Below are 23,994 nucleotides of genomic sequence, written 5' to 3'. Positions count from 1 at the left end.
AAGGTCGCCCGGCAGGCGGCCGGGTCAGGCGCCGAGTTCGCGAACCGCCTGCGCGAACGCGTCACCGCGCTTGTTGTAGTTGGCGAACATGTCCATGGAGGCACAGGCGGGTGCCAACAGCACCGTGTCTCCGGCGACGGCGAGTCGCCGGGCCTCCTGGACCGCCGCGAGCATCGCCCCAGTGTCGGTCCGGTCGAGGTCGACGACCGGGACCTCCGGCGCGTGTCGCGCGAGGGCCTCCCGGATGAGGGCGCGATCGGCGCCGATGAGCACCACACCGCGCAGTCGCTTTGCCGACTTGGCGACCAGCTCGTCGAAGGTCGCGCCCTTCGCCAGACCCCCCGCAATCCATACGATCGACTCATATGACGCCAACGAGGCTTCGGCCGCGTGGGTGTTGGTGGCCTTGGAGTCGTCGACGTACGCGACGCCGTCCAGGTCGGCGACGTGCGCGATGCGGTGGGCGTCCGGCGTGAAGGCCCGCAGCCCGTCGCGTACGGCCGTGGGCGGTACCCCGAAGGCACGCGCGAGTGCCGCCGCGGCAAGGGCGTTGGCGATGTTGTGCGGGGCCGGCGGGTGGACGTCGGAGACCTCGGCCAGCTCCTGGGCGTTCTTCTGCCGGTTCTCGACGAAGGCACGGTCGACCAGGATGCCGTCCACGACGCCGAGTTGGGAGGGGCCCGGGGTGCCGAGGGTGAAGCCGACGGCCCGGCAGCCCTCCTCGACGTCGGCCTCCCGCACCAGGTCCTCGGTGAGCTTGTCGGCGACGTTGTAGACGCAGGCGACCCGGTTTCCCTCGTAGACGCGGCCCTTGTCCCTGGCGTACGCCTCCATGGAGCCGTGCCAGTCGAGGTGGTCGGGGGCGAGGTTCAGCACGGCCGCCGAGTGGGCGCGCAGGGAGGGCGCCCAGTGCAGCTGGTAACTGGACAGCTCCACCGCGAGGACGTCGTACTCCTCGTTCCCGAGGACCGCGTCGAGCAGCGAGACGCCGATGTTGCCGACGGCGGCCGTGCGCAGGCCCGCGGCCCTGAGGATCGACGCCAGCATCTGGACGGTGGTGGTCTTGCCGTTGGTGCCGGTGACGGCGAGCCAGGGGGCGGCGCCGGGGCCGCGGAGCCGCCAGGCGAGCTCGACGTCGCCCCAGATCTCGATGCCGGCCGCGCGGGCCGCCTGGAACAGCGGCTTGTCGGGCTTCCAGCCGGGCGCGGTGACGATCAGCTCGGTGCCCTCGGGCAGGGTCGCGCCGTCACCGAGCCGGACCGTGACGCCCAGCGCCTCCAGTTCGGCGGCCTGTTCACGCGCGCGTGCGTCGTCGCCGTCGTTGACGACCGTGACGACCGCCCCGCGCGCGTGGAGAGCCCTGGCCGCCGGGACACCGGAGACGCCGAGCCCGGCGACGGTGACGTGCTTGCCCTGGAAGTCCGGGGACACCGAGGAGGTCACTTGTCCGCTGCCCATCCTGCATAGAAGAGGCCCAGTCCGACGATCACGCAGATGCCCTGGATGATCCAGAAGCGGACCACCACAAGGACTTCGGACCAGCCCTTGAGTTCGAAGTGGTGCTGGAGCGGTGCCATCCGGAAGACACGTTTGCCGGTGAGCCGGAAGGAGCCGACCTGGATGACGACCGACATGGTGATGAGGACGAACAGACCGCCCATGATGGCGACTAGGAGCTCGGTGCGGGAGAGGATCGCCAGGCCCGTGAGGACACCGCCGAGCGCGAGCGAACCGGTGTCGCCCATGAAGATCTTGGCCGGCGAGGTGTTCCACCACAGGAAGCCGAGGCAGGAACCCATCAGCGCGGAGGCGATGACCGCGAGGTCCAGTGGATCGCGCACCTCGTAGCAGGCGTTGGGGTTGGTCAGGGTCGTCGCGTTGGCGCAGGACTCCTGGAACTGCCAGACGCCGATGAACGTGTAGGCACCGAAGACGAGCACGGAGGCGCCGGTGGCCAGACCGTCCAGACCGTCCGTCAGGTTCACGCCGTTGGACATCGCGAGGATCATGAACAGCGCCCACACCACGAACAGCACCGGGCCGATGGTCCAGCCGAAGTCCGTGATGAAGGAAAGCTTGGTGGAGGCCGGGGTGTTGCCGCGGGCGTCGGCGAACTGCAGCGACAGCACCGCGAAGGAGATGCCGACGATCAGCTGCCCGGCCATCTTCGCCTTGGCCCGCAGACCGAGCGAGCGCCGCTTGACGATCTTGATGTAGTCGTCCAGGAAGCCGACCAGGCCCATCCCGCACATCAGGCCGAGCACCAGCAGGCCCGAGTAGGTCGGGGTGTAGCCGGTGATCACCTTGGACAGGAAGTAGGCGGCGACCGTCGACAGGATGAAGGCGATACCGCCCATCGTCGGCGTACCGCGCTTGCTGGCGTGCTCGCGCGGGCCGTCGTCACGGATGTACTGGCCGTAGCCCTTGCGGGCGAGGAGCTTGATCAGCAGCGGGGTGCCGATCAGCGTCAGGAAGAGACCGATGACGCCCGAGAAGAGAATCTGCTTCATCATCGGGCATCAACACCCTGGGCACCGGACTCCAGGAGCGCCTGCGCAACGCTCTCCAGGCCCACCGACCGTGACGCCTTCACGAGTACGACGTCCCCCGGGCGCAACTCGCTGCGCAACAGGTCGACCGCCGCCTGTGCGTCGGACACGTGCACCGACTCCTCACCCCACGAACCCTCGTTATATGCGCCCAGTTGCAGCCAGGAGGCTTCCACTCCCCCGACGGCGACGAGCTTGCCGACATTGAGCCGGACGGCGAGCCGTCCGACCGCGTCGTGCTCGGCGAGCGCCTCGTCCCCGAGCTCGGCCATCTTGCCGAGCACCGCCCACGTGCGTCCCCCCTTTGCCTGTGAGGCTGTGCCCATGGCCGCGAGCGCGCGCAGCGCGGCTCGCATGGACTCGGGGTTGGCGTTGTAGGCGTCGTTGACGATGGTCACGCCGTCCGGGCGCTCGGTGACCTCCATACGCCAGCGGGAGAGGGAGCCTGCCTCGGAGAGCGCAAGGGCGATCTCTTCCGCGGACATGCCCAGCTCATGGGCGACGGCGGCCGCGGCGAGCGCGTTCGACACGTGGTGCTCACCGTACAGGCGCATGGTCACATCGCTTGCACCGGAGGGTGTGTGAAGGCTGAACGCGGGCTGTCCCGTGTCCGTGAGTCGTACGTTCTCGGCCCGAACGTCCGCTTCGGCCGACTCTCCGAAAAGGACCACCTTCGCCTTGGTACGGGAGGCCATGGCCCGCACCAGCGGGTCGTCCGCGTTGAGGACCGCGACCCCGCCTTCCTCGGCCGCGGGCAGCGCCTCCACCAACTCGCCCTTCGCCTGGGCGATCTGCTCCCGGCCGCCGAACTCGCCGATGTGGGCGGTGCCGACGTTGAGGACCAGGCCGACCTTCGGGGGCGTCAGATCGGCGAGGTAGCGGATGTGGCCGATGCCGCGGGCGCCCATCTCCAGCACGAGGAACTTCGTCTCCTCGGTGGCGGACAGGGCGGTCAGCGGCAGCCCGATCTCGTTGTTGAGCGAGCCGGGCGTGAAGACGGTCGGCGCCTTGGTGCGCAGCACCTGGGCGATGAGGTCCTTGGTACTGGTCTTGCCGGCCGAGCCGGTCAGCGCCACGAGGGTCGCGCCGAGCCGTCGTACGACATGCCGGGCGAGGGCACCGAGGGCGGTCTGGACGTCGTCCACGACGATCGCGGGCACGCCGACGGGGCGCGACGCCAGGACGGCGACCGCGCCGGCGTCCACGACCTGCCGGGCGAAGTCGTGGCCGTCCACGCGCTCGCCCACGAAGGCGGCGAACAGGCTGCCCGGCCCCGCTTCGCGGGAGTCCCGGATCACCTCCCCGGTGACCTGGACGGACGGATCCGGTATGTCGTGCGTCTGCCCGCCGACGACTTCTGCGATCTCGGCGAGAGAGAGGGCGATCACAAGTTCATCCCCTGGGTCTTCTGGATTTTCATCCCTGGGTTTTCCGGATGGCTTCGCGGAGGACCTGACGGTCGTCGAAGGGGCGGATCACGCCGGCGATGTCCTGGCCCTGCTCGTGGCCCTTGCCGGCCACCAGCACGGTGTCGCCGGGGTGCGCACGGGCGACGGCGGCCTCGATCGCGGCGGCCCGGTCCTCGAAGAGGAGCACCTCGCCGCGCTCGTGGGCGGGCACCGAGGCGGCGCCTTCGAGCATGGTCGCGAGGATCGCGAGGGGGTCCTCGGAGCGGGGGTTGTCGGAGGTCAGTACGGCGATGTCGGCGAGCCGGGCCGCGGCGGCGCCCATCGGGGCCCGCTTGGTCCGGTCGCGGTCCCCGCCGCAGCCGAGGACGATGTGCAGCCGCCCCTTGGTGACCTTGCGCAGGGCCCTGAGGACCGACTCGACGGCGTCCGTCTTGTGGGCGTAGTCGACGACCGCGAGGTAGGGCTGTCCGGCGTCCACGCGCTCCAGGCGGCCCGGCACGCCCGGCACGGCGGCGATGCCGTCGGCGGCGGCCTGCGGGTCGAGCCCGGCGGCCGCGAGGGCGACGATCGCGGCGAGGGTGTTGGCCACGTTGAAGGGGCCCGGCAGCGGCGACTTGGCGGCGATCCGGACGTCGTCGGGCCCGACGACGGTGAACGTCGAGTCCATCGGGCCGATGTGGACGTCAGCGGCCCGCCAGTCGGCGTCGGGGTGGCCCTCCGCGGAGTAGGTGACGACCGGGACGCCGGCCTCCCGGGCGAGCCGGCGGCCGTACTCGTCGTCGACGTTGACCACACCCCGTCTGCTGCGTTCCGGGGTGAACAGCTGCGCCTTGGCCCGGAAGTAGTCCTCCATGTCGGAGTGGAACTCCATGTGTTCCGGGCTGAGGTTGGTGAAGACGGCGATGTCGAAGACGCAGCCGTCGACCCGGCCGAGCACCAGGGCGTGGCTGGAGACCTCCATGGCGACCGCCTCGACCCCGCGCTCACGCATCACCGCGAACAGGGCCTGGAGGTCGGTGGCCTCGGGGGTGGTGCGCTCGGACTTGATGCGCTCGTCGCCGATGCGCATCTCGACCGTGCCGATGAGACCGGTGCTGCGCGCGGTCTTCAGGCCCCCCTCGACCAGGTACGCCGTGGTGGTCTTCCCGGACGTGCCGGTGATGCCGATCTGGAGCAGGTCCCGGCCCGGACGGCCGTAGATGGTGGCCGCCAGCTCGCCCATCCGCCCGCGCGGGTCGTCGACGACCAGGACCGGCAGGCCGGTCGCCGCGGCGCGCTCGGCACCCGTCGGGTCGGTCAGCACGGCGACCGCGCCGAGGCCGGCGGCCTGGGCGGCGAAGTCGGCGCCGTGCAGCCGGGCGCCCGGCAGGGCGGCGTAGAGGTCGCCGGGGCGGACCGCGCGCGAGTCATGGGTGATGCCCGTGACGTCGACCGCATGCTCCGCGGGTTCCGGCGCGGCGGCACCCAGCTGGTCGGCGAGCTCCGCGAGGGGTGTTGCGGAGACCTGAACCGGCCTGGGCGGCCCCGGATATGTCACGGAAGCGCCCTTCTGGGTGGTTTGGGACTGATCAGCGTGTGGCACGGCGGTGAGCGTACCGGGCGCACCGGCTTGGGAGCGAAGCGAGGGGCGCGGCATTCCGTGGTTCCCGGGATCGGGGGTGATCGTTGTCACGAGCTCGTTCCTGGTGGTCTGTGCGAGGTGCGGAGGCGCTGATCAGGGCTTGTAGTCGACGGGCAGGTCGGCCGCCTTGGCCCCGGTCGGAGGGATCTGGAGGGTCTTGAGGGCGAACTCCATCACCTGCTTGTAGATCGGGCCGCAGATCTGGCCGCCGAAGTAGCTGCCGGCGGTGGCGTTCTGGATGGCGCAGTAGACGGTGATGCGGGGCTTGTCGGCGGGTGCGAAACCGGCGAACGACGAGGTGTACCCGCGGTACCTGCCGGTGGCCGGATCCACTCGGTTGGCGGTGCCGGTCTTCCCCGCGACGTTGTAGCCGGGAATGGCCGCCTTGGCGCCGGTGCCCTGCTCGTCGTCCACGACGGACTCCAGCATCTCGGCCAGGGTCTTCGCCGTCTTCTGGCTGATCACACGGGTCTTCTTCGGCTGGGCGGCCGGGGTGAAGCGGCCGTCGGCGCCCTTGGCGCCGCGCACCAGGGTCGGCTCGACGCGGACCCCGCCGTTGGCGATCGTCGAGTAGACGGAGGCCGCCTGCATGGCGTTGATGGAGAAGCCCTGACCGAAAGGAATCGTGTACTGCTGCGACGTCGACCACTTGCCCGGGGCGGCCAGGATGCCCTTGGTCTCGCCGGGGAAGTCGAGCCCGGAGTAGCTGCCGATGCCGAACTTGCGCAGATACGAGTAGAGGACCCGGTTGGCCTGTTCCTGGGTCTTGCCGAGCTGGCCGGTGGCGAGGATGGTGCCGATGTTGCTGGACTTGGCGAGCACGCCGTTGAGCGTGAGGTACCAGGTGGCGTGGTCGACGTCGTCCTTGAAGAGCCGGTCGCCGCGGTGCAGCCGGTTGGGCACCACCACGTGCGTGAGCGGGGTGGCGGCGTTCTCCTCCAGGACGGCCGCCATGGACATCACCTTGGCGGTGGAGCCGGGCTCGTAGGCGTCCTGGACGGCCGCGTTGCCCATCGCGTCGGCGTCGGCCGTCGACAGGTCGTTCGGGTCGAAGCCGGGCGAGTCGGCCATCGCGAGGATCTGCCCGGTCCGGGCATCCTGGACGACCACGTAGCCGCGGTCCGCCTTGGACTTCTTCACCTGCTCGGTGATGGCGTTCTGCGCGGCCCACTGGATGTCCCGGTCGATGGTCAGCTCGACGTCGGAGCCGGGCACGGCCGGGGTCTCGGTGGAACCCGCGGTGGGCACCTCACGGCCGCCCGACTGGGCGTAGCGGATCTTGCCGTCCTTGCCGGTCAGCTCCTTGTCGAGCTGCTGCTCGACGCCGCCGCCGCCCTTGCCGTCGGCGTTGACCCAGCCCAGTATCCCGGCGGCCAGGTCGCCGTTCGGGTAGACCCGCTGGCTGCTCGGGTCGGCGAAGACGCCGGCCAGCACGTTGACGGTGCCGCTGCCGGTCTGGGCCTTGGCGGTGAGCGAGGCCTTCAGGTCCTTGATCTGCTTCCAGACCTGCGGGGTCTGCCGGGTCGCGAGCCGGACGTAGCGCAGCTCCTTGTTCGCGGGCCGCAGCAGCTTGACGAGGTCGGCCTGGTTCCTGCCGAGGATCGGGGCGAGCAGCGCGGCGGCCTGCTCGGGGCCGTCGGCCACCTTGAGCTGCTTGCTGGTGAACATCGTCGGGTCGGCGGTGATGTCGTACGCGTCCTCGCTGATCGCCAGCGCCACGCCGTTGCGATCGGTGATCCCGCCGCGCTCGGCGGCCAGGGTGTGCACGACGTACCGGTTCTGCTCGGCCTTCGCCGCGTACGCGCTGGCGTCGACGGCCTGGACCTGGAGCAGGCGGCCGACGAAGACCGTCAGCACCAGGGTCAGGGCGAGGCCGACCATCCGCAGCCGGGGGCGGGGGCTGCCGAGCCGCAGGGGGGGTGCGGCCGCAGGGCGCGGTCCGCCGGGGCGGCGGACCGGGCGGGCGCCGGGACCGGGGGCGGACCGGCTCCGGACAGTACCCCTCGGGTCCCGGGGGCGGGGCGGCTTGGCGGGGCCGGGCACGCGGCGGCGCGGCGGCTGCCTGTTTCCAGAAGTGTCTGGCACTTCCGTCACCTGCCGGGGGTCGTGGTCGGGAGTGTTCCGGGCGTGAGGGCCGGGTCGGGGGTCGGCTCGGAGGGCGTCGTCGGCGTGGCGGCCGCCGGTGCCGTCACCGGCGCGGAGCCGGCGGGCGTCGGGGCGGGGCCGGTGGCGGACTGCGTGCCGAGCGCCTCGGGGGCCGGCGGCGCGGTGGTCTGCCGCAGGGCGGCGGGGCTGGGGACGCCCTTGACGGTGCCGTCGGGGCCGAGGAAGACGGGGTCGCCGCCGGGGACCATGCCGAGCTCACGGGCGCGGCGCTGGAGGGCGTCGGGGGCGGAGTAGGCGTCGATGTCCCGCTGCAGCGCCTGCTCCTCGTCGGTGAGGTTCTTCGTCTGCTTCTGCAGGTCGTCGAGTTTGAACGAGCCCTCGCTGAGCGCCGAGTTCAGCACCAGCAGGCCGATCAGGCCGCCGCCGAGGAGCAGGACGACGAGCAGGACGAACGGGGTGCGGGCGGCCTGGCGGGCACGGCCGGCCGGAAAGAGCCGGGCGAGCCGGGCCGCCCGTCCCCGCAGCTCGGGTTTCCTACTCACGTGTCCTCCGGTGGGACCGCGAACCCCGCTCGCTCACTCGGCTTCCTCCCTGATGCGCTGGGCTCCCCGAAGACGCGCCGGAGCGGCCCGGCGGTTCTCGGCGACCTCTTCCTCGGTGGGAAGTTCGGCACCGCGCGTGAGCAGCTTGAGCCGGGGCTGGTACTGCTCGGGCACGACCGGCAGGCCGGGCGGCGCGGTGGTGGCGGCGCCGGCCGCGAACACCTGCTTGACCAGGCGGTCCTCGAGCGAGTGGTAGGACAGGACGGCGATCCGGCCGCCGACCGCGAGGGCCTTCACGGCGGCCGGGATCGCCCTTTCCAGGACCGCGAGTTCGCCGTTGACCTCGATGCGCAGCGCCTGGAAGGTGCGCTTGGCGGGGTTGCCGCCGGTGCGCTTGGCGGCCTGCGGCAGCGCGTCCCGGATCAGCTCGACGAGCCGGGCGCTGTTGGTGAACGGCTCCTTCTCGCGCTCCCGGACGATCGCCGAGACGATCCGCTTGGCCTGCTTCTCCTCGCCGTACTGGAACAGGACGCGGACGAGGTCGCCGGCCGGGTAGGTGTTCAGGACCTCGGCGGCGCTGATGCCGGTCGTCTGGTCCATGCGCATGTCCAGGGGCGCGTCCTGGGCGTAGGCGAAGCCCCGGCCGGCCTCGTCGAGTTGCATGGAGGAGACGCCGAGGTCGAAGAGCACGCCCTGTACGCGCGCGATGCCGAGGCGTTCCAGTACGGCGGGGAGCTCGTCGTAGACGGCGTGCACCAGGGTGGCGCGGTCGCCGAACGGGGCGAGCCGCTCGCCGGACAGGCGCAGGGCCTCCTTGTCGCGGTCCAGGGCGACCAGGCGGGTCTCGGGGAAGCGGGTCAGCAGCGCCTCGCTGTGGCCGCCGAGGCCGAGGGTGCAGTCGACGACCACGCTGCCGGGCCGCTCCAGGGCGGGTGCCAGCAGATCCAGGCACCGCTGGAGCATCACCGGGACGTGTCGACTCTCGCTCAAGGGGGCCTCTCAGTTCCGGCACGGGGGACGCACCGCCGGGTCCCCGCCCGCTCGGTACGCGCACCGCGCACGTGGGGAGACGGCCCAGATGTCGTGCCGGGGTCTCCAGGGGATTTCACCAGCGGGGAGAGCCTCGCCTCCCGCTTCGCGCCACTTTAGTCCACCGTGTCGCGCGGTCAATCAACCGGCCTGCGCGGCGCGTACGGCGTCCGGGCCGGGGCGGGGATTCACCGTGAATCACCCGTACGGCCCCGGTTTACCCTCCCTGTGGGTTAGCTCACAACAAGCCACGATGACGTTCTTTGTCCCCTCTCACAGGAGGCCGTGACCACGCGTGACCAGTAACGTCGTGACTATGACGACTTCCGCAGCAGCTCCCACTGGATCCGAAGGCGCCATAACCACGGACGGCACCGTGACGGACCGCCTGGTCGACGCCAACCGGACCTACGCGTCCGACTTCACCGACCCCGGCATGGATGCCCGGCCCGTGCTGCACGTGGCCGTGGTGGCCTGCATGGACGCCCGCCTCGACCTGCACAAGGCGCTCGGGCTGCAGCTCGGCGACTGCCACACCATCCGCAACGCCGGCGGCGTGGTCACCGACGACGTGATCCGTTCCCTCACCATCAGCCAGCGCAAGCTCGGCACCCGGAGCATCGTGCTGATCCACCACACGGGCTGCGGCCTGGAGGCCCTCACCGAGGACTTCCGCACCGAGCTGGAGATGGAGGTCGGCCAGCGCCCGGCCTGGGCGGTGGAGTCCTTCCGGGACGTCGACCAGGACGTCCGGCAGTCCATGCAGCGGGTGCGCACCTCGCCGTTCCTGCAGCACACCGACGACGTCCGCGGTTTCGTCTTCGACGTCCGCACCGGTCTCCTCCGCGAGATCGACCCGGCCTGACCCAGCCCGCCCGGCCGCCCGCACCGCGTGCGGCCGGATCCCCTCCCTCTCCCCCGCCCCGCCGCTTCGGCCCGCGGAGCAGACCGTGCACCCCCGAACACACCCGCCTGAGCCTGTCGGCCCGCTGTCGAATAGGCGGCCGAAAGGCCGCAAGACCGACATACTGCGGGCAGTTGTCCACAGGCGAGTGACACGAATCGGTAACGGCAGCAAGAATGCGGTGTGAGACGTCGCGCGGAACCATTCACGCGTGGTGTCCGTGATTCGGGGTGGGCCGGTTGTGCGAGACGACGCGCCGGCCGGGCAATAACGGGCCGAGGAGGGCCGGGTGACGACCTATGACGATCGAGCGAGCCTCACTGATCTGACCGCCACTGTGGAGCGGGTCCGCAGTTCGGTGGAGGGTGTGATCGAGGGCAAGCCCGAGGTCGTACGGCTTTCGCTGACCGTACTGCTCGCCGAGGGACATCTTCTGATCGAGGACGTCCCGGGCGTGGGCAAGACGATGCTGGCGAAGGCGTTGGCGCGGTCCATCGACTGCACGGTGCGGCGCATCCAGTTCACGCCCGACCTGCTGCCGTCGGACATCACCGGCGTGTCCATCTGGGACCAGCAGCGCCGGGACTTCGAGTTCAAGCCGGGCGCGATCTTCGCGCAGATCGTGATCGGCGACGAGATCAACCGGGCCTCGCCCAAGACCCAGTCGGCGCTGCTGGAGTCGATGGAGGAGCGGCAGGTCACCATCGACGGGCAGACCTACGAACTGCCCAGTCCCTTCATGGTGGTGGCGACCCAGAACCCGGTCGAGATGGAGGGCACCTACCCGCTGCCCGAGGCCCAGCGCGACCGCTTCATGGCACGCGTCTCGGTGGGCTACCCCAGCGTGGAGGCCGAGTTGCAGATGCTCGACATCCACGGCGCGGTCAACCCTCTCGACGACCTCCAGCCGGTGGCGCACGCCCACGACGTCGTGAAGCTGATCGAGGCCGTGCGCGGGGTCCACGTCGCCGAGCCGGTCCGCCGGTACGCGGTGGACCTGGTCACCGCCACCCGCACCCATCCCGACCTCAGACTCGGCGCGTCCCCGCGTGCGACGCTGCACCTGCTGCGCGCGGCCAAGGCGTCCGCGGCCCTGAGCGGCCGGGAGTACGCGCTGCCGGACGACGTGCAGGCGCTCGCCGTGGCGGTCCTGGCGCACCGGCTGCTGCCCACCGCCCAGGCCCAGCTCAACCGGCGCACCGCGGAGCAGGTCGTGCAGGAGATCCTGCAGTCCACCCCGGTGCCCGCCGCCCCCCAGCAGCAGACCGGCTTCGGCGGTCTGGGCCGGGGCGTGCCGGCGTACCCGCAGCAGCCCCCGCGGAGTCTGTGATGGCCACCCCGGCGGAGACCGGCCGCGAGGAGACGGGCGGGATCCGCACGGCCCTGGCCGGGCTGACCACCCGCGGCCGGTCCTTCCTCGCGGCCGGCATCGCGGCGGTGATCTGCGCGTACATCCTCGGCCAGGCCGATCTGCGCCGGGTCGGGCTGCTGCTCGCGGTGCTGCCGCTGATCTGCACGGCCGTGCTCTACCGCACCCGCTACCGGGTGGCCGGCAACCGCCGGCTCTCCCCCGCGCGGGTGCCGGCCGGCAGCGAGGCCCGGGTCCATCTGCGGATGGACAACGTCTCGCGACTGCCGACCGGCCTGCTGATGCTCCAGGACCGGGTGCCCTACGTCCTCGGCCCGCGCCCCCGCTTCGTCCTGGACCGGGTGGAGCCGGGCGGCCGCCGCGAGGTGTCCTACCGGGTCCGCTCGGACCTGCGCGGCCGCTATCCTCTGGGCCCGCTCCAGCTGCGCCTGACCGACCCGTTCGGCATGTGCGAACTGACCCGCTCCTTCTCGACGTTCGACACCCTGACCGTCATCCCGAAGGTCGAGCCGCTGCCGCCGATCCGGCTCAGCGGCGAGGCGAAGGGGTACGGCGACGGGCGGCAGCGTTCGCTGGCCCTGGCCGGCGAGGACGACGTGATCCCGCGCGGCTACCGCTACGGCGACGACCTGCGCCGGGTGCACTGGCGCTCCACCGCCCGCTACGGCGAGCTGATGGTGCGCCGCGAGGAGCAGCCGCAGCGCGCCCGCTGCACGGTGCTCCTCGACACCCGGGGCGGCGCCTACGAGGGCGCGGGCCCGGACTCGGCGTTCGAATGGGCGGTGTCCGGTGCCGCCTCGGTCCTGGTCCACATGCTCGAACGCAACTTCTCGGTCCGGCTGTTGACGGACACCGGCAGCTCGGTGCCCGGCGAGGGCGCCGACGGTTTCGCGGGCACCGGCCAGGAGTCGGCGGAGGCGGCCGGGCTGATGATGGACACCCTGGCGGTGATCGACCACTCGGACGGCACGGGCCTGTCCCGGGCCTACGACGTGCTGCGCGGCGGGAACGAGGGGCTGCTGGTGGCCTTCCTGGGCGACCTCGACGAGGAACAGGCGACGGTGGCCGCGAAGATGCGGCAGCGCAGCGGCGGCGCCGTCGCCTTCGTCCTGGACCCGGACACCTGGGTCAGGGAGCCGACCGACGTGCCCGCTCCCGGCAACGGGCACGAGGAGCGGCTGCGGATGCTGCGCGAGGCCGGCTGGACGGCCGTCAGCGTGCCACGCGGCGCCGGGATGGCCGAGCTGTGGCGGCAGGCCGACCGGGAGCGCACCGGGCTGGCCGCGCTGAGCGGGGAGGCGCGGCGATGAGCGGACGGGCCCGGCTCGCCCTCACCGCGGCGGCGGCGACGCTGATGGCCTCCTGCGCCCTGCTGCCACTGGTCTCCCCCGTGACCTGGCTGTTCCAGGCGGCGTTCCTGCTGGCGGTCCAGACGGGCGTGGGCGCCGCCGCCCGGCGGGTGCCGCTCGCCCGGTCGCTGACCGTGGCCGCGCAGGCCCTGGCCACGCTGCTGATGCTGACCGTGGCCTTCGCCCGGAGCCACGCGATCGCCGGGCTGATCCCCGGCCCCGACACCTTCCGGTACCTCGGCGACCTGCTGCAGGAGGGCTCGGACGACGTCAGCCGGTACGCGATACCCGCGCCGCTGACGCCCGGTATCCGGCTGATGGTGATCGGCGGGGTGCTGGTCGTCGGGCTGGTCGTGGACACCTTGGCGGTGACCCTCCGCAGCGCGGCCCCGGCCGGACTGCCGCTGCTCGCGCTGTACTCGGTGGCCGCGGGGCTCTCCGACGGGCCGACCGACTGGCTGTGGTTCCTGGTGGCGGCGGCCGGCTACCTGATGCTGCTGCTCGCCGAGGGCCGGGACCGGCTCTCGCAGTGGGGCAGGGTGTTCGGCGGGGCCGCGCGCACCCCCGGAGGCCAGGAGAGCGGTGCGGTGGCCCCGGTGCGCACCGGGCGCCGGATCGGTTTCGCCGTGCTGGGCGTCGCCCTGTTCGTGCCGTTCGCGATGCCCTCCATCCAGGGCGGCCTGCTGGACGGCGCCGGGACCGGTGTCGGCGTGGGCAACGGGAACGGCGGCACCATCTCCGCGGTCAACCCGCTCGTGTCACTGCGCGACAGCCTCAACGTGGACGAGGACCGCCAGGTGCTGTCCGTGCGGACCACCAGCGACGACGTCTCCGACCTGTACCTGCGGATCGTCTCCCTGGACGACTTCGACGGCACCACCTGGAAGCCGGCCCAGCGGCACATCACCGGCGTGCCGGGCAAGTTCCCGACCCCGGCCGGCCTGGGCGCCGACGTCAGGCGGACGACGGTGAGGTCGACGATCGCGGCCGCCGACTGGTACGCGCAGGACTGGCTGCCGATGCCGTACCCGCCGAGCGGGGTGAAGGTGGCCGGCACCTGGCGCTACGAGCCGGTCGGGATGACCCTCGTCGGCGACCACGGGCAGAACACGCGCGGTGAGACCTACCAGGTCACCAGCCTGGACGTGCAGCCGACCGCGGAGCAGCTGGCCACCGCGCCGGAGCCGTCGGCGGCCATGAAGAAGGAGTACACCTCGGTGCCCTCCTCGCTGCCGTCGGTGGTGGCGCAGACGGCGAAGGAGGTCACCGCGGGCTCGTCGAACCACTACGAGGAGGCGGTCAAGCTCCAGGACTACTTCGCGGTGACGGGCGGCTTCCAGTACGACACCCAGGTGGAGGTCGGCCGGGGCGAGGGCGCGATCGCGAACTTCCTGAAGCAGAAGCGCGGTTTCTGCGTGCACTTCTCCTTCGCGATGGCCGCGATGGCCCGGACCCTGGGCATCCCGGCCCGGGTCGCCGTGGGCTTCGCACCGGGCACCCCGCAGGCCGACGGCACGGTGTCGGTGGGCCTGAAGGACGCGCACGCCTGGCCGGAGCTGTACTTCGAGGGCGTGGGCTGGACCCGCTTCGAGCCGACCCCGACCCGGGGCACGACCCCGTCGTACACGGTGTCGCAGACGCCGGGCTCCTCGTTGCCGGACGAGCCCCTGCCCTCCAAGGGCGCCTCGGCCGCGCCCTCGGCCTCGGCCTCGCAGAGCGACAGCTGCACGCCGCAGCTGCGCAGGCTGGACGCCTGCGCCAGCCCGTCCGCGGCGGCCGCGGTGCAGGGCGGTGACGGTGGACCGCCGTGGTGGCAGCTGGCCCTGTGGGCGCTCGGCGGTCTCGCGGTACTGGCGGTACCGCTGTCACCGATGCTGTACCGGCAGCGGGCGCGGGCGAGCCGGCTCGGGGCGCACGACCGCACGCCCCAGGGCGTGGCGGCGCACACGCTGTCGGTCTGGCTGGAACTGACCGATACCGCCTGGGACTTCGGCATCCTGCCGGACGAGTCGCAGACGCCGCGGAACGCGGCCGCCCGGATCGTCCGGCTCGGCCGTCTCGATCCGGCCACCGCGGCCTCCGTGCACCGGGTGGCGGACGCGGTCGAACAGGTGCTGTACGCGCCGCGGCCGCGGCCGGCGGCGGGTCTCGCGGACGACGTCCGCCGGGTGACGGCCGCGTTCAACGGCGCGGTCGGTGTACCCGCGCGTCTGCGGGCGCTGTTCGCTCCGCGGTCGAGCGTGCGCGCGGTGTGGGCGGCGTCGGCAGCCCGGTCCCGGCTGCGCGAGCGGCTGGCCGCGGCCAGGCCGACCCTGCGCAAGCCGTCGGAGCAGGAGGGCTGAGGGAGCTGGCGCCGGGGGTGGGGACGCTTACCGGCGCCGGGAAGGTGCCTCCCCCGGCCTCCGGCTGGGGGGACCACCAGCGCCCACCCTCCCCCACGCTCGGCTTCGCTCGCGCGGGGGGGGACCCCCAGCGCCGCAGCGGCACGACTGCCTGCGGCAAGGTGGAAAGACACTGCTGGACAGCGCGCGCCACAGGGGCGCTGGGGGGTACCCCCGGCCGAAGGCTGGGGGAGGAACTGCGCGACCAGCCCCCACCGGCTCGCAGCCGAAGGACGGTCCGCAGCGAGGTCTCGGACTACGGCACCCGGGAACGCCTGAGGGGTGACCGTCCAGTGACGGTCACCCCTCAGTCATGCTCTGTCGGCCCCTCCGGCGAAGCCGTCAGCGGCCCTGCTCGTCGCGGCGGCGCTGCCAGCGCTCCTCGATGCGGTCCATCACGGACCGCTTCGGCCGGCCCGGGCGGCGGGCCTGCGCGCCTGCCGCGGGCTGCTCGCCGGGCTTGGGGGCCTTGCGCCAGCCGGTGACGGCGAGGACCGCACAGCCCAGCATGACGAGGAAGCCCACCACGCTCACCCAGACCTGCTGGACGACCATTCCGGCGATGAGGAGCGCGATACCCACGAGGAAGCCGGCCACCGCCTGGTAGACCCTGCGCCGGGTGTACATCCGCAGGCCGCTTCCCTCAAGCGCTGTCGCGAACTTGGGGTCTTCGGCGTACAGCGCTCGCTCCATCTGCTCAAGCATTCGCTGCTCGTGCTCCGAGAGCGGCACGGCGTCCTCCTCATCGTGCAGTCGCCGGGGCGACCCGGGGGGTCCCTTCAGGATAGGCAGGGAATCGCCCCCGTGAAACCCGCCCCTCTAGGCCAATTGGCCAACCGGAACCCGCCATGGCGGTCCCGGCTCGCTGAGGCTTCCATTCCCCGGCAGCCGACCCGTCATGCCGGGTTGGTCTCCCTCGATCATACGGCGCAAACCCCTCGATCGGGGGGCCTGTGGCGTACTCCATCCGCTGTCGAGCCCCTGATCAGGGGGCTCGTCTCAGGAGACTCTCAGACTCCGGCGGCACCCGGCGTCTCGCCGAGCACGTGCAGCTGGGTGGCGACGGCGTGGAAGGCGGGGACTTCGGCAGCGGCGGCCTCCAGCTTGAGCAGGGCGTCCAGGGCGCCCGGCTCGGTGTCCACCAGGACGCCGGGGACCAGGTCGGCGAAGACCCGCACGCCGTGCACGGCGGTGACGGCCAGGCCCGCGCCCTCGACCAGGCCGGTGAGCTGCTCCGCGGTGAAGCGGCGCGGCATCGGGTCGCCGCTGCCCCAGCGCCCGTCGGGGTCTTCCAGGGCCTGCTTGGCCTCCGTGAAGTGGCCGGCGAGCGCGCGGGCGATCACGGCCCCGCCGAGACCGGCGGCGAGCAGGCTGAGGACGCCCTCGGAGCGCAGCGCGGCCACCGTGTTGCGCACGCCCTCGGCCGGGTCGTCGACGTGCTCCAGGACACCGTGGCAGAGGACCACGTCGTGGGCGCCGCGCTCGACCACGTCGAACAGACCGAGGACGTCGCCCTGAACGCCCTTGACCCGGTCGGCCACGCCGGCCTCGGCGGCCCGGCGCTCCAGCGCGAACAGGGCGTTCGGGCTGGGGTCGACGACGGTGACACGGTGGCCGAGGCGGGCCAGCGGGACCGCGAAGTTGCCGCTGCCGCCGCCGGTGTCCAGGACGTCCAGCGCGTCCCGGCCGGTGGCCTTGACCCGGCGGTCGAGGGCGTCCTGAAGAACCTCCCAGACCACGGCGGTACGGAGAGAAGCGCGGGGTCGAGTGGGGTCCGGCACGGCAGTTGACTCCTCGGCGCGGCACCGCCTGTTGCCCGGCGGCGCGAACTCGGTGCCTCCCCCGGCCCGGGATGCGGGAGGAAGGAAGGCTTCAGGCGCTCTCCACCCTATTGCCTCCGCCGCCCGATGCCTCCGCCGCCTTGCCTGGTCATCCCGCGTCGGGCAGCTCCCTTCCCGGGTCGCCGGCCGGCCGCTCCCCGTCCTGCCGGCGCGGCTGTGGCAGCACCGGCTGGAGGACGAGCATCCGCTCGGCGATACGGAGGAACATCGCCACGTCCCGTATCAGGTCGTCGGCGTCCCGGCGGCCCGCCGCGCCCTGGATGCCGGCCTCGGCGCGGGCCCGGCGGGCGGCGCCGGAGGCGAACAGGGCGCTCCACTCGGTGAGCTCGGGCGCGACCTCGGGGAGCACCTCCCAGGCACGGCGGCGAGCACCGCGGCTGCGGTGCGCAGGGCGGCCAGGTGGGCGGTCGCGCAGCTCTCGTTGGGGGTGTCGAGCAGTTCGGCCTCGTCCAGGGCGGCGCGGGCCTGGGTGAGCAGGTCGAGGGCGGCGGGCGGGGCCGTGGCCCGGCGGAGCACGGGGTGCACATCGCTCGCCGGGCCGGTCAGTGAGGGGGCAGGGCCGGAGGCGCGGCGCCGGTGGGCGGCGGACGCTGACGAGTTGGCCATGACGAACCTCCTGTCGTCTGAGTGACGGCGCCCTCACACGGGGTGCCGTATGTGCCCATCGTGAGGTATGGCACTGACAATCCGTTCTGACCTGGGGTTTTGCTTCGATCGTAGGTTCGGAGTAGTTTTGCACTGACCAGTCAGTTCAAAAAGTGCCCGCTTCGAAGAACGCAGGGGGGAACCAGTGCACGGCGTACCTGTCACGGCCGAGCGCCTCGGGCTCGAGGGACCGCGGGGCTGGGCGTTCCGGGGGATCTCCCTGGACGCCGGGCCCGGCGCGCTGATCGCGGTGGAGGGGCCGTCCGGCTCCGGCCGAACCTGTCTGCTGCTCGCGCTCACCGGCCGAATGAAGGCCACCGAAGGCACCGCGAACGTCGGCGCGGCCCGGCTGCCCAAGCAGCTCGCGGCGGCACGGCGGATCAGCGCGGTGGCCAACGTGGCCGGGGTCACCGACCTCGAACCCGCCCTGACCGTCGGCGAGCACCTGCGCGAACGGGCCCTGCTGCAGCGCCGGTTCGGCGACTCCCTGCGCGCGTTGCTGCGGCCCCGCGCGGAGCGCAGGGCGCAGGCACAGGAGCGGATAGACGGCGCCCTGGCCGCCGCCGGGCTCGACCTGGAGTCGCTGCCCAAGGGCGCCCGGACCGCCGTACGGGATCTGGAGCGGATCGAGGCGCTGCGGCTGTCCGTGGCGCTGGCGCTGGTCGGCACGCCGCGGCTGCTGGCCGTGGACGACGCCGACCTGAAGCTGTCGGAGTCCGAACGGGCCGAGGTGCGGACGCTGTTGACGTCGATCGCCGAGGCCGGGACGACGGTGGTGGCGGTGTGCGGACAGGCGATGGCGGGGGCCGTCGTCGTACGCACCGGAAGCACCGGGGCGACGGAGGCCTCGGAAGAGTCAGAAAAGCCGGAAGGGTCGGAAGAGTTGGAAGAGTCGGAAGACGAGGAGGCCGGCGATGCGCTCGCCGCGACTGGCCGCGCTTGAGCTCAGGCGCTTCGGACGGGGCAGGCTGCCGCGCGCGGCCCTGGTGGCCCTGCTGGTGCTGCCGCTGCTGTACGGCGCGCTGTACCTGTGGTCGTTCTGGGATCCCTACGGCCGCCTCGACCGCGTCCCCGTGGCACTCGTCAACGACGACAAGGGGGCGACCGCGAGCGGAAAGCGGGTCACCGCGGGCGACGACATCGTGGCCGGGCTGAAGGACAGCAAGAGCTTCGACTGGCACCAGGTGAGCGCCGCCGAGGCCCGCCGGGGCGTCGAGAACGGCACGTACTACCTGTCGCTGACCGTGCCCGCCGACTTCAGCGCGCGCATCGCCTCCAGCGCCGGCGACTCCCCGGAGACCGGTGCGCTCCAGGTGCGCACGAACGACGCGAACAACTACATCGTCGGGCAGATCTCCCGCACGGTCTTCAACGAGGTGCGCTCGGCCGCGTCCACCAAGGCGTCCCGGTCCTTCCTGGACCGCATCTTCGTCTCGTTCGCCGACATCCACGGACAGACCGTGAAGGCCGCCGAGGGCGCCGACACGCTCGCCGGGGGCATCGGGAAGGCCGAGCAGGGGTCGAAGGACCTCGCCGACGGCCTGTCGGACGCCAAGACCGGAAGCGGGAAGCTCGCCAAGGGGATCAGGAAACTGGACGCGGGCGCGGGGACGCTGGCGGACGGCTCGCGGCAGGTCGCGGACGGCACCCAGGTGCTGGCGGACCAGGTCGACGGCGTCTACGGCAGGGTCGGCCCGTACCTGGCGAAGAACGAGAAGACCATCGGTGACACCGCCCGGCTGGTCGCCGACTCGGTACGGACCGTCCGCGGCAACCTGGGCGTCCTGGTGAAGACCGCCCCGGCGGCCGCGAGGACCGCGCACGCGGCCGCGGACACCCTGGACCAGGTCTACGCGGCGCGCTGCTCGGCGGACCTGCTGACCGACCCGGTCTGCCCCGACCTGAAGAAGGCCAGGGACGCGGCCGGCGACGTGGCGTCGGTCGCCGACGACCTGAACACGCTGATCGCCGACCAGAACGGCGACCTGAAGACGCTCGACCGGAACCTCGGCACGCTCCAGACCCAGGCGCAGGCCCTCGCCGACCGCGCCCCGCACCTCTCCGAGGACGTCGCCGACGCCGTCAAGAAGATCGACAAGCTGAACGACGGCGCGGCTCAGGTGGCCGCGGGCGCCGCCAGGCTGCACACCGGACTCGGCACGGCCGTCACCGGCGCCACCGGCCTCGACAGCGGCCTCGGCAGGCTCGAGTCCGGCGCCTACGACCTCAACGGCGGGATGTACAAGCTCGCCGACGGCTCCAACACGCTCGCCGGCGGCCTGCACGACGGTGCGGCGAAGATCCCCGACTACGACAAGCAGGACCGCGACGAGCGGACCGGGGTCATGGCCGACCCGGTCCGGCTCGCCTCGCACGACCTGCACAAGGCACCCAACTACGGCACCGGGTTCGCCCCGTACTTCATCCCGCTCTCCCTGTGGGTCGGCGCGATGGTGGCCTACATGCTGATCCAGCCGCTCAACCGGCGTGCCCTGGCGGCCGGTTCGGCGGCCTGGCGGATCGCGCTGGCGGGCTGGCTGCCGGTGGTCGCGGTCGGGGTGCTGCAGACGGCCGCCCTGATGGCCGTCCTGCACTGGGCGATCGGGCTCCAGATGGTCCGCGCGGCCGGTACGGTCGGGTTCCTGTTCCTGGTGGCGGCCTGCTTCGCGGCGATCGTGCAGTGGCTGAACGCACGCTTCGGGGCGGCGGGCCGGATCCTCGTCCTCGCCCTGCTGATGCTCCAGCTGACGTCGGCGGGCGGCACGTATCCGGTGCAGACCAGCCCGGGGTTCTTCAACGCGATCCACCCGTTCCTGCCGATGAGCTATGTCGTGTCGGCGCTGCGGCGGCTGATCACGGGCGGCGGTCTGGGTCCGGTGTGGCAGGCCTGTGCCGTCCTGGTGGCGTTCACGGCGGGTGCACTGGCGCTCACCGCGCTGTCGGCCCGGCGCCGCCAGGTGTGGACGCTGGACCGCCTGCATCCCGAGCTGAGCCTGTGAGGCGTCGATGACCTCTTCTTCCGTGCCCGCGGGGGCCGCCGTTCCTGTGAGAATCGGGACCATGGAAAGCAGCAGCACCACGGGCGGCAGCACACGCCGTGAGGCCACCCGGCAGAAGCTCTACGAGGCCGCCGTCACGCTCATCGCCGAGCAGGGCTTCTCGGCCACCACGGTGGACGAGATCGCCGAACGGGCAGGCGTCGCGAAGGGCACGGTCTACTACAACTTCGCGAGCAAGTCGGTCCTCTTCGAGGAGCTGCTGCGGCACGGCGTGGGCCTCCTGACGGCGTCCCTGAGAGACGCCGCCGAGCAGACCGAACGGGAGGGCGGCAGCCGGGTCGACGCCCTGGACGCGATGGTCCGCGCGGGCCTCGTCTTCATCGACCGCTACCCGGCCTTCACGCAGCTCTACGTGGCGGAGCTGTGGCGCACCAACCGGGCCTGGCAGTCGACGCTGATGGTGGTCCGGCAACAGGCCGTCGCGGTGGTCGAGGGGGTGCTGCGCGAGGGCGTGGCGAACGGCGAGTTCAGCGACGAGATCGACGTCCAGCTGACGGCGGCCGCCCTGGTCGGGATGGTGCTGGTGGCCGCGCTGGACTGGAAGTCCTTCCAGCCGGAGCGCTCCCTGGACGATGTCCACGCGGCGCTGTCCCGGCTCCTCCAGGGGCGGGTGAGCGGGAAGGGCTGAGCCCTTCCGGGACCGGCACGCGCGCGTGGGAGTGCGAAAGCGCCGGCCGCCGGCGGCCGCGTCCCCCGCGGGCCGCCGTCGGACCGGCGCCTTCCGCGCCCCCGTGCTCCCCCGGTTTCCCGTCGTTCCCCGGGTCCCCTCTCCCCCGTGTCTCGCTTCCGCCGACGCGCATCGGCGGAAGGAGCGGTCAAGGGCGAAGGTGCCGTTCCGCCGCCCCGTGTCGGCGGTGCCGGACCCCGCGCCCCCTTCCGTGCCTCCACTCTCTCGTCCACGCAGGTCGCGGCCCATCCGCGCGCGTACTCAACTCGCTTCCTAGGTACCTGTACTCAGGTCTGCGCACCGAGGCCCAGGACGCGCGGCCGGCGACTGGCTACGATCGCGTCCGTGTCCGTACTCCCCTTGGTCTTCACCAGCGGTTGGGCCAGCGGAATCAACGCCTACGCGGTGGTCCTGCTGCTCGGCCTCTTCGGCGCGACGGGCCTGAGCGACGACGTCCCCGAGACGCTGCAGCGCCCCGAGGTGCTGATCGCCGCGGGCGTGCTGTTCCTGTGCGAGGCGGTCGCCGACAAGATCCCGTACGTCGACTCGGTGTGGGACTCCGTGCACACGGTGATCCGGCCGGTCGCGGGCGCCTGGGTCGGTGCGCTGCTCGCCGGGCACAGCGGCTCGGTCAACGACGTGGTGGCCGGGCTGGTCGGCGGTTCCACGGCCCTGGCCAGCCACACCGTGAAGGCCGGGACCCGGATGGCGGTCAACACCTCGCCGGAGCCGTTCAGCAACATCGTGCTGAGCTTCGCCGAGGATCTCGGGGTCGCCGGGATCGTGTCGTTCGCGATGTTCCATCCGCTGGCGGCGGCGATCATCGCGGCGGTGCTGCTGGCGACCGGCCTGACCGTGCTGGTGTTCCTGGTCTCCCGGATCCGGCGCTTCTGGCGCCGCCGGGCCCAGCGCCGCGAGGAGCGCCGGCTCGCGGCGCAGGCGGGACCGCCGCCCGGCTGACGGCCCGCCGGATCGCACTGTCGGTGGCGGTCGATAAAGTCGCGGGCATGGGACGGATTGCGGTGATCGGCGCCGGGATGGGCGCCATGGCGGCGGCCGCCCGGCTGGCCGTCGCGGGCCACCGGGTGACGGTGTACGAGCGTACGGAGACGTACGGCGGCGGGGTGCGCCGGTTCGAGCGCGACGGGTTCGCCTTCGACACCGGCCCGGGGCTGCTGCCGCTGCCCGCCGTGTACCGCGACCTGTTCGTCAAGACCGGCAAGGAGCCGCTGGAGGACTGCGTCGAGCTGGTCCAGGTGGACCCGTCGGCCCGGCACGTCTTCGCGGACGGCACGGAGGTGTCGCTGCCGAACGCGTCCCGCGCGGGCGTGGTGGCCGCCCTGGACGAGGCCCTCGGCACCGGTGCCGGGCAGCGCTGGGGCGACTTCCTGGTGCGGGCCCGGGAGGCCTGGGACCGCACCCGGCGCCCGCTCCTGGAGGAGCCGCTGTGGCCTGACTGGCAGGTGCTCGCCGAGCGCGAGCCGTACCCGTCGGTCCCGCACAAGAAGCTGCTGCGCACGCGCAGGGCGAGCACGCTCTACGAGATCGGCGCCTGGGAGCTGCGTGACCCACGGCTGTCACAGCTGCTGGACGGCTACGCGCTCGCGTACGGCCTCGATCCCGGGACCGCCCCGGCGAGCGCGGCCGTGCTGCCCTACCTGGAGCACGCCTTCGGCACCTGGTACGTCCGCGGTGGCATACGGGAGTTGGCGCGCGCGGTGTACGAGCGGTGCCTGCGGCGGCGGGTCGAGTTCGTCTTCGGCGCCGAGGTCGCGCGGGTCCTGGAGAAGGACGGCCGGGCGGCGGGCGTGGAGTTGGCCGGGGGCACGGTGGCGGAGGCGGACTTCGTCGTCGGCACGGGTCCTTGGCGGCTGGGCGGCCTGGTCGGGAGCAGGGAGCTGTACCGCGCGCAGGACGTGCGCCCGCAGCCCGAGGGCCGCTACCCGGGCCGGGTGGTGGTGTGTCTGGCGCTGCGCGGTGCGCAGGAGCCGGGCGCCGTGCACCGCACGGTGGTGCACTCGCCCGACGCCGAGGGCGACCTGGCCGAGTTCGCGCACGGAGAGCTGCCGGATCTGCCGACGGTCGTCGTGGACCGGCCGGGCGACCCGGCCCAGCGTCCCGACGCGGAACACGAGTCCGTGGTGGTTACGGCGACGGTGCCGTCGGTGGCGGAGTACGACTGGGCGGCGCCGGGGGCCGCCGACGCGTTCGCGGACCGGATGGCGGCCGCGGCCGAGCGTGCGGTGCCGGGACTGCGCGAGCGGCTGCTGTGGCGCGAGGTCCGCACACCCCTGGACACCGAGCGGGAGACCGGCGCCACCGGCGGTGCGGTGCCACCACCGGCGCTGGCCGCGGCGGAAGGCGTACTGCACCCGTCCAACACCACAGCGCTGCCGGGCCTGTTCACCGTCGGCGGCTGGTCACACCCCGGTGGCGGGCTCCCGCACGCGGGCATGTCGGGGGCATTGGTGGCCGGGCTGATCGTGGAGGGGCCGGAGTTCCGCGGCTCGCAGTGAGCCGGGC

Annotated in this window: 19 protein-coding genes; 9 read left to right on the top strand and 10 right to left on the bottom strand. The window is 72.6% G+C overall.

Annotation, left to right across the window (positions count from 1 at the left end; translation table 11 throughout):
- Window positions 1-24: 24 nt before the first annotated feature.
- The 7 genes from murD to rsmH are packed head-to-tail and all read right to left on the bottom strand — an operon-like array spanning window position 25 to window position 9,217.
- Entirely contained in the window at window positions 25-1,458 is a 1,434-nt protein-coding gene (murD, locus tag JF597_RS42135; RefSeq protein ID WP_294009195.1) for a UDP-N-acetylmuramoyl-L-alanine--D-glutamate ligase, read from the bottom strand.
- A complete protein-coding gene (mraY, locus tag JF597_RS42130; protein WP_093504086.1) occupies window positions 1,440-2,510 on the bottom strand; it encodes a phospho-N-acetylmuramoyl-pentapeptide-transferase in 1,071 nt (356 codons plus the stop codon). The genes murD and mraY overlap by 19 nt, the downstream gene beginning before the upstream one ends.
- Window positions 2,510-3,937: a UDP-N-acetylmuramoyl-tripeptide--D-alanyl-D-alanine ligase gene (gene murF, locus JF597_RS42125; protein WP_294009193.1), complete on the bottom strand. Its 1,428-nt coding sequence runs from the start codon at window positions 3,935-3,937 to the stop codon at window positions 2,510-2,512. Before murF ends, mraY begins: the two co-directional genes overlap by 1 nt.
- 28 nt (window positions 3,938-3,965) lie before the next feature.
- Window positions 3,966-5,630, bottom strand: a complete 1,665-nt coding sequence (locus JF597_RS42120) for a UDP-N-acetylmuramoyl-L-alanyl-D-glutamate--2,6-diaminopimelate ligase (RefSeq protein ID WP_294009190.1) — start codon at window positions 5,628-5,630, stop codon at window positions 3,966-3,968.
- Between the two features lie 42 nt (window positions 5,631-5,672).
- Window positions 5,673-7,664, bottom strand: a complete 1,992-nt coding sequence (locus JF597_RS42115; protein ID WP_294009189.1) for a penicillin-binding transpeptidase domain-containing protein — start codon at window positions 7,662-7,664, stop codon at window positions 5,673-5,675.
- 5 nt (window positions 7,665-7,669) lie between these two features.
- A complete protein-coding gene (locus JF597_RS42110; RefSeq protein ID WP_294009188.1) occupies window positions 7,670-8,227 on the bottom strand; it encodes a septum formation initiator family protein in 558 nt (185 codons plus the stop codon).
- Between the two features lie 33 nt (window positions 8,228-8,260).
- Entirely contained in the window at window positions 8,261-9,217 is a 957-nt protein-coding gene (gene rsmH / locus JF597_RS42105; RefSeq protein ID WP_294009187.1) for a 16S rRNA (cytosine(1402)-N(4))-methyltransferase RsmH, read from the bottom strand.
- A 355-nt stretch (window positions 9,218-9,572) separates the two neighbouring features.
- Between rsmH and JF597_RS42100 the strand changes: the two genes are divergently transcribed.
- From JF597_RS42100 to JF597_RS42085, 4 genes are all read left to right on the top strand, one after another.
- Complete coding sequence (locus JF597_RS42100) at window positions 9,573-10,121, top strand: carbonic anhydrase (protein WP_294009185.1); 549 nt, start codon at window positions 9,573-9,575, stop codon at window positions 10,119-10,121.
- 328 nt (window positions 10,122-10,449) lie between these two features.
- The gene (locus tag JF597_RS42095) at window positions 10,450-11,490 is read left to right on the top strand and encodes a MoxR family ATPase (protein WP_294009183.1); all 1,041 of its coding nucleotides are present in this window, start codon (window positions 10,450-10,452) and stop codon (window positions 11,488-11,490) included.
- Window positions 11,490-12,839 carry a DUF58 domain-containing protein gene (locus JF597_RS42090; protein ID WP_294009181.1) on the top strand — a complete coding sequence of 450 codons (1,350 nt, stop codon included), beginning with the start codon at window positions 11,490-11,492 and terminating at the stop codon, window positions 12,837-12,839. The genes JF597_RS42095 and JF597_RS42090 overlap by 1 nt, the downstream gene beginning before the upstream one ends.
- Window positions 12,836-15,220, top strand: coding sequence for a DUF3488 and transglutaminase-like domain-containing protein (locus JF597_RS42085; protein WP_294009179.1), 2,385 nt, complete (start codon window positions 12,836-12,838; stop codon window positions 15,218-15,220). The genes JF597_RS42090 and JF597_RS42085 overlap by 4 nt, the downstream gene beginning before the upstream one ends.
- Before the next feature lie 381 nt (window positions 15,221-15,601).
- Here JF597_RS42085 and JF597_RS42080 read toward each other — a convergent pair whose 3' ends face one another.
- The 3 genes from JF597_RS42080 to JF597_RS42070 form a co-directional block, all read right to left on the bottom strand.
- Complete coding sequence (locus JF597_RS42080) at window positions 15,602-15,991, bottom strand: DUF3040 domain-containing protein (protein ID WP_294009177.1); 390 nt, start codon at window positions 15,989-15,991, stop codon at window positions 15,602-15,604.
- A gap of 278 nt (window positions 15,992-16,269) precedes the next feature.
- Window positions 16,270-17,040 carry a methyltransferase gene (locus tag JF597_RS42075; protein ID WP_294009175.1) on the bottom strand — a complete coding sequence of 257 codons (771 nt, stop codon included), beginning with the start codon at window positions 17,038-17,040 and terminating at the stop codon, window positions 16,270-16,272.
- A gap of 148 nt (window positions 17,041-17,188) precedes the next feature.
- Window positions 17,189-17,743 carry an SAV_6107 family HEPN domain-containing protein gene (locus tag JF597_RS42070; RefSeq protein WP_294009173.1) on the bottom strand — a complete coding sequence of 185 codons (555 nt, stop codon included), beginning with the start codon at window positions 17,741-17,743 and terminating at the stop codon, window positions 17,189-17,191.
- Window positions 17,744-17,890: 147 nt separating this feature from the next.
- Between JF597_RS42070 and JF597_RS42065 the strand changes: the two genes are divergently transcribed.
- The 5 genes from JF597_RS42065 to JF597_RS42045 all read left to right on the top strand — a co-directional run bounded on the left by JF597_RS42065 (window position 17,891) and on the right by JF597_RS42045 (window position 23,987).
- Window positions 17,891-18,688 (top strand): ATP-binding cassette domain-containing protein, encoded by a 798-nt coding sequence (locus JF597_RS42065; protein ID WP_294009171.1) that lies wholly within the window; start codon window positions 17,891-17,893, stop codon window positions 18,686-18,688.
- Window positions 18,660-20,744 carry a YhgE/Pip domain-containing protein gene (locus JF597_RS42060; RefSeq protein ID WP_294009170.1) on the top strand — a complete coding sequence of 695 codons (2,085 nt, stop codon included), beginning with the start codon at window positions 18,660-18,662 and terminating at the stop codon, window positions 20,742-20,744. The genes JF597_RS42065 and JF597_RS42060 overlap by 29 nt, the downstream gene beginning before the upstream one ends.
- Before the next feature lie 61 nt (window positions 20,745-20,805).
- Entirely contained in the window at window positions 20,806-21,432 is a 627-nt protein-coding gene (locus tag JF597_RS42055; RefSeq protein WP_294009168.1) for a TetR/AcrR family transcriptional regulator, read from the top strand.
- Between the two features lie 384 nt (window positions 21,433-21,816).
- On the top strand, window positions 21,817-22,431 hold the full coding sequence (locus JF597_RS42050) for a DUF4126 domain-containing protein (protein WP_294009166.1): 615 nt from the start codon (window positions 21,817-21,819) through the stop codon (window positions 22,429-22,431).
- Between the two features lie 47 nt (window positions 22,432-22,478).
- Window positions 22,479-23,987 carry an NAD(P)/FAD-dependent oxidoreductase gene (locus JF597_RS42045; protein WP_294009164.1) on the top strand — a complete coding sequence of 503 codons (1,509 nt, stop codon included), beginning with the start codon at window positions 22,479-22,481 and terminating at the stop codon, window positions 23,985-23,987.
- Window positions 23,988-23,994: the final 7 nt, after the last annotated feature.

It is taken from the genome of Streptomyces sp. (assembly GCF_019510245.1).
Taxonomy (GTDB): Bacteria; Actinomycetota; Actinomycetes; order Streptomycetales; family Streptomycetaceae; genus Streptomyces.
Note: the sequence above shows the minus strand (reverse complement) of the source record. Positions and strands in the feature narration are given on the sequence as shown.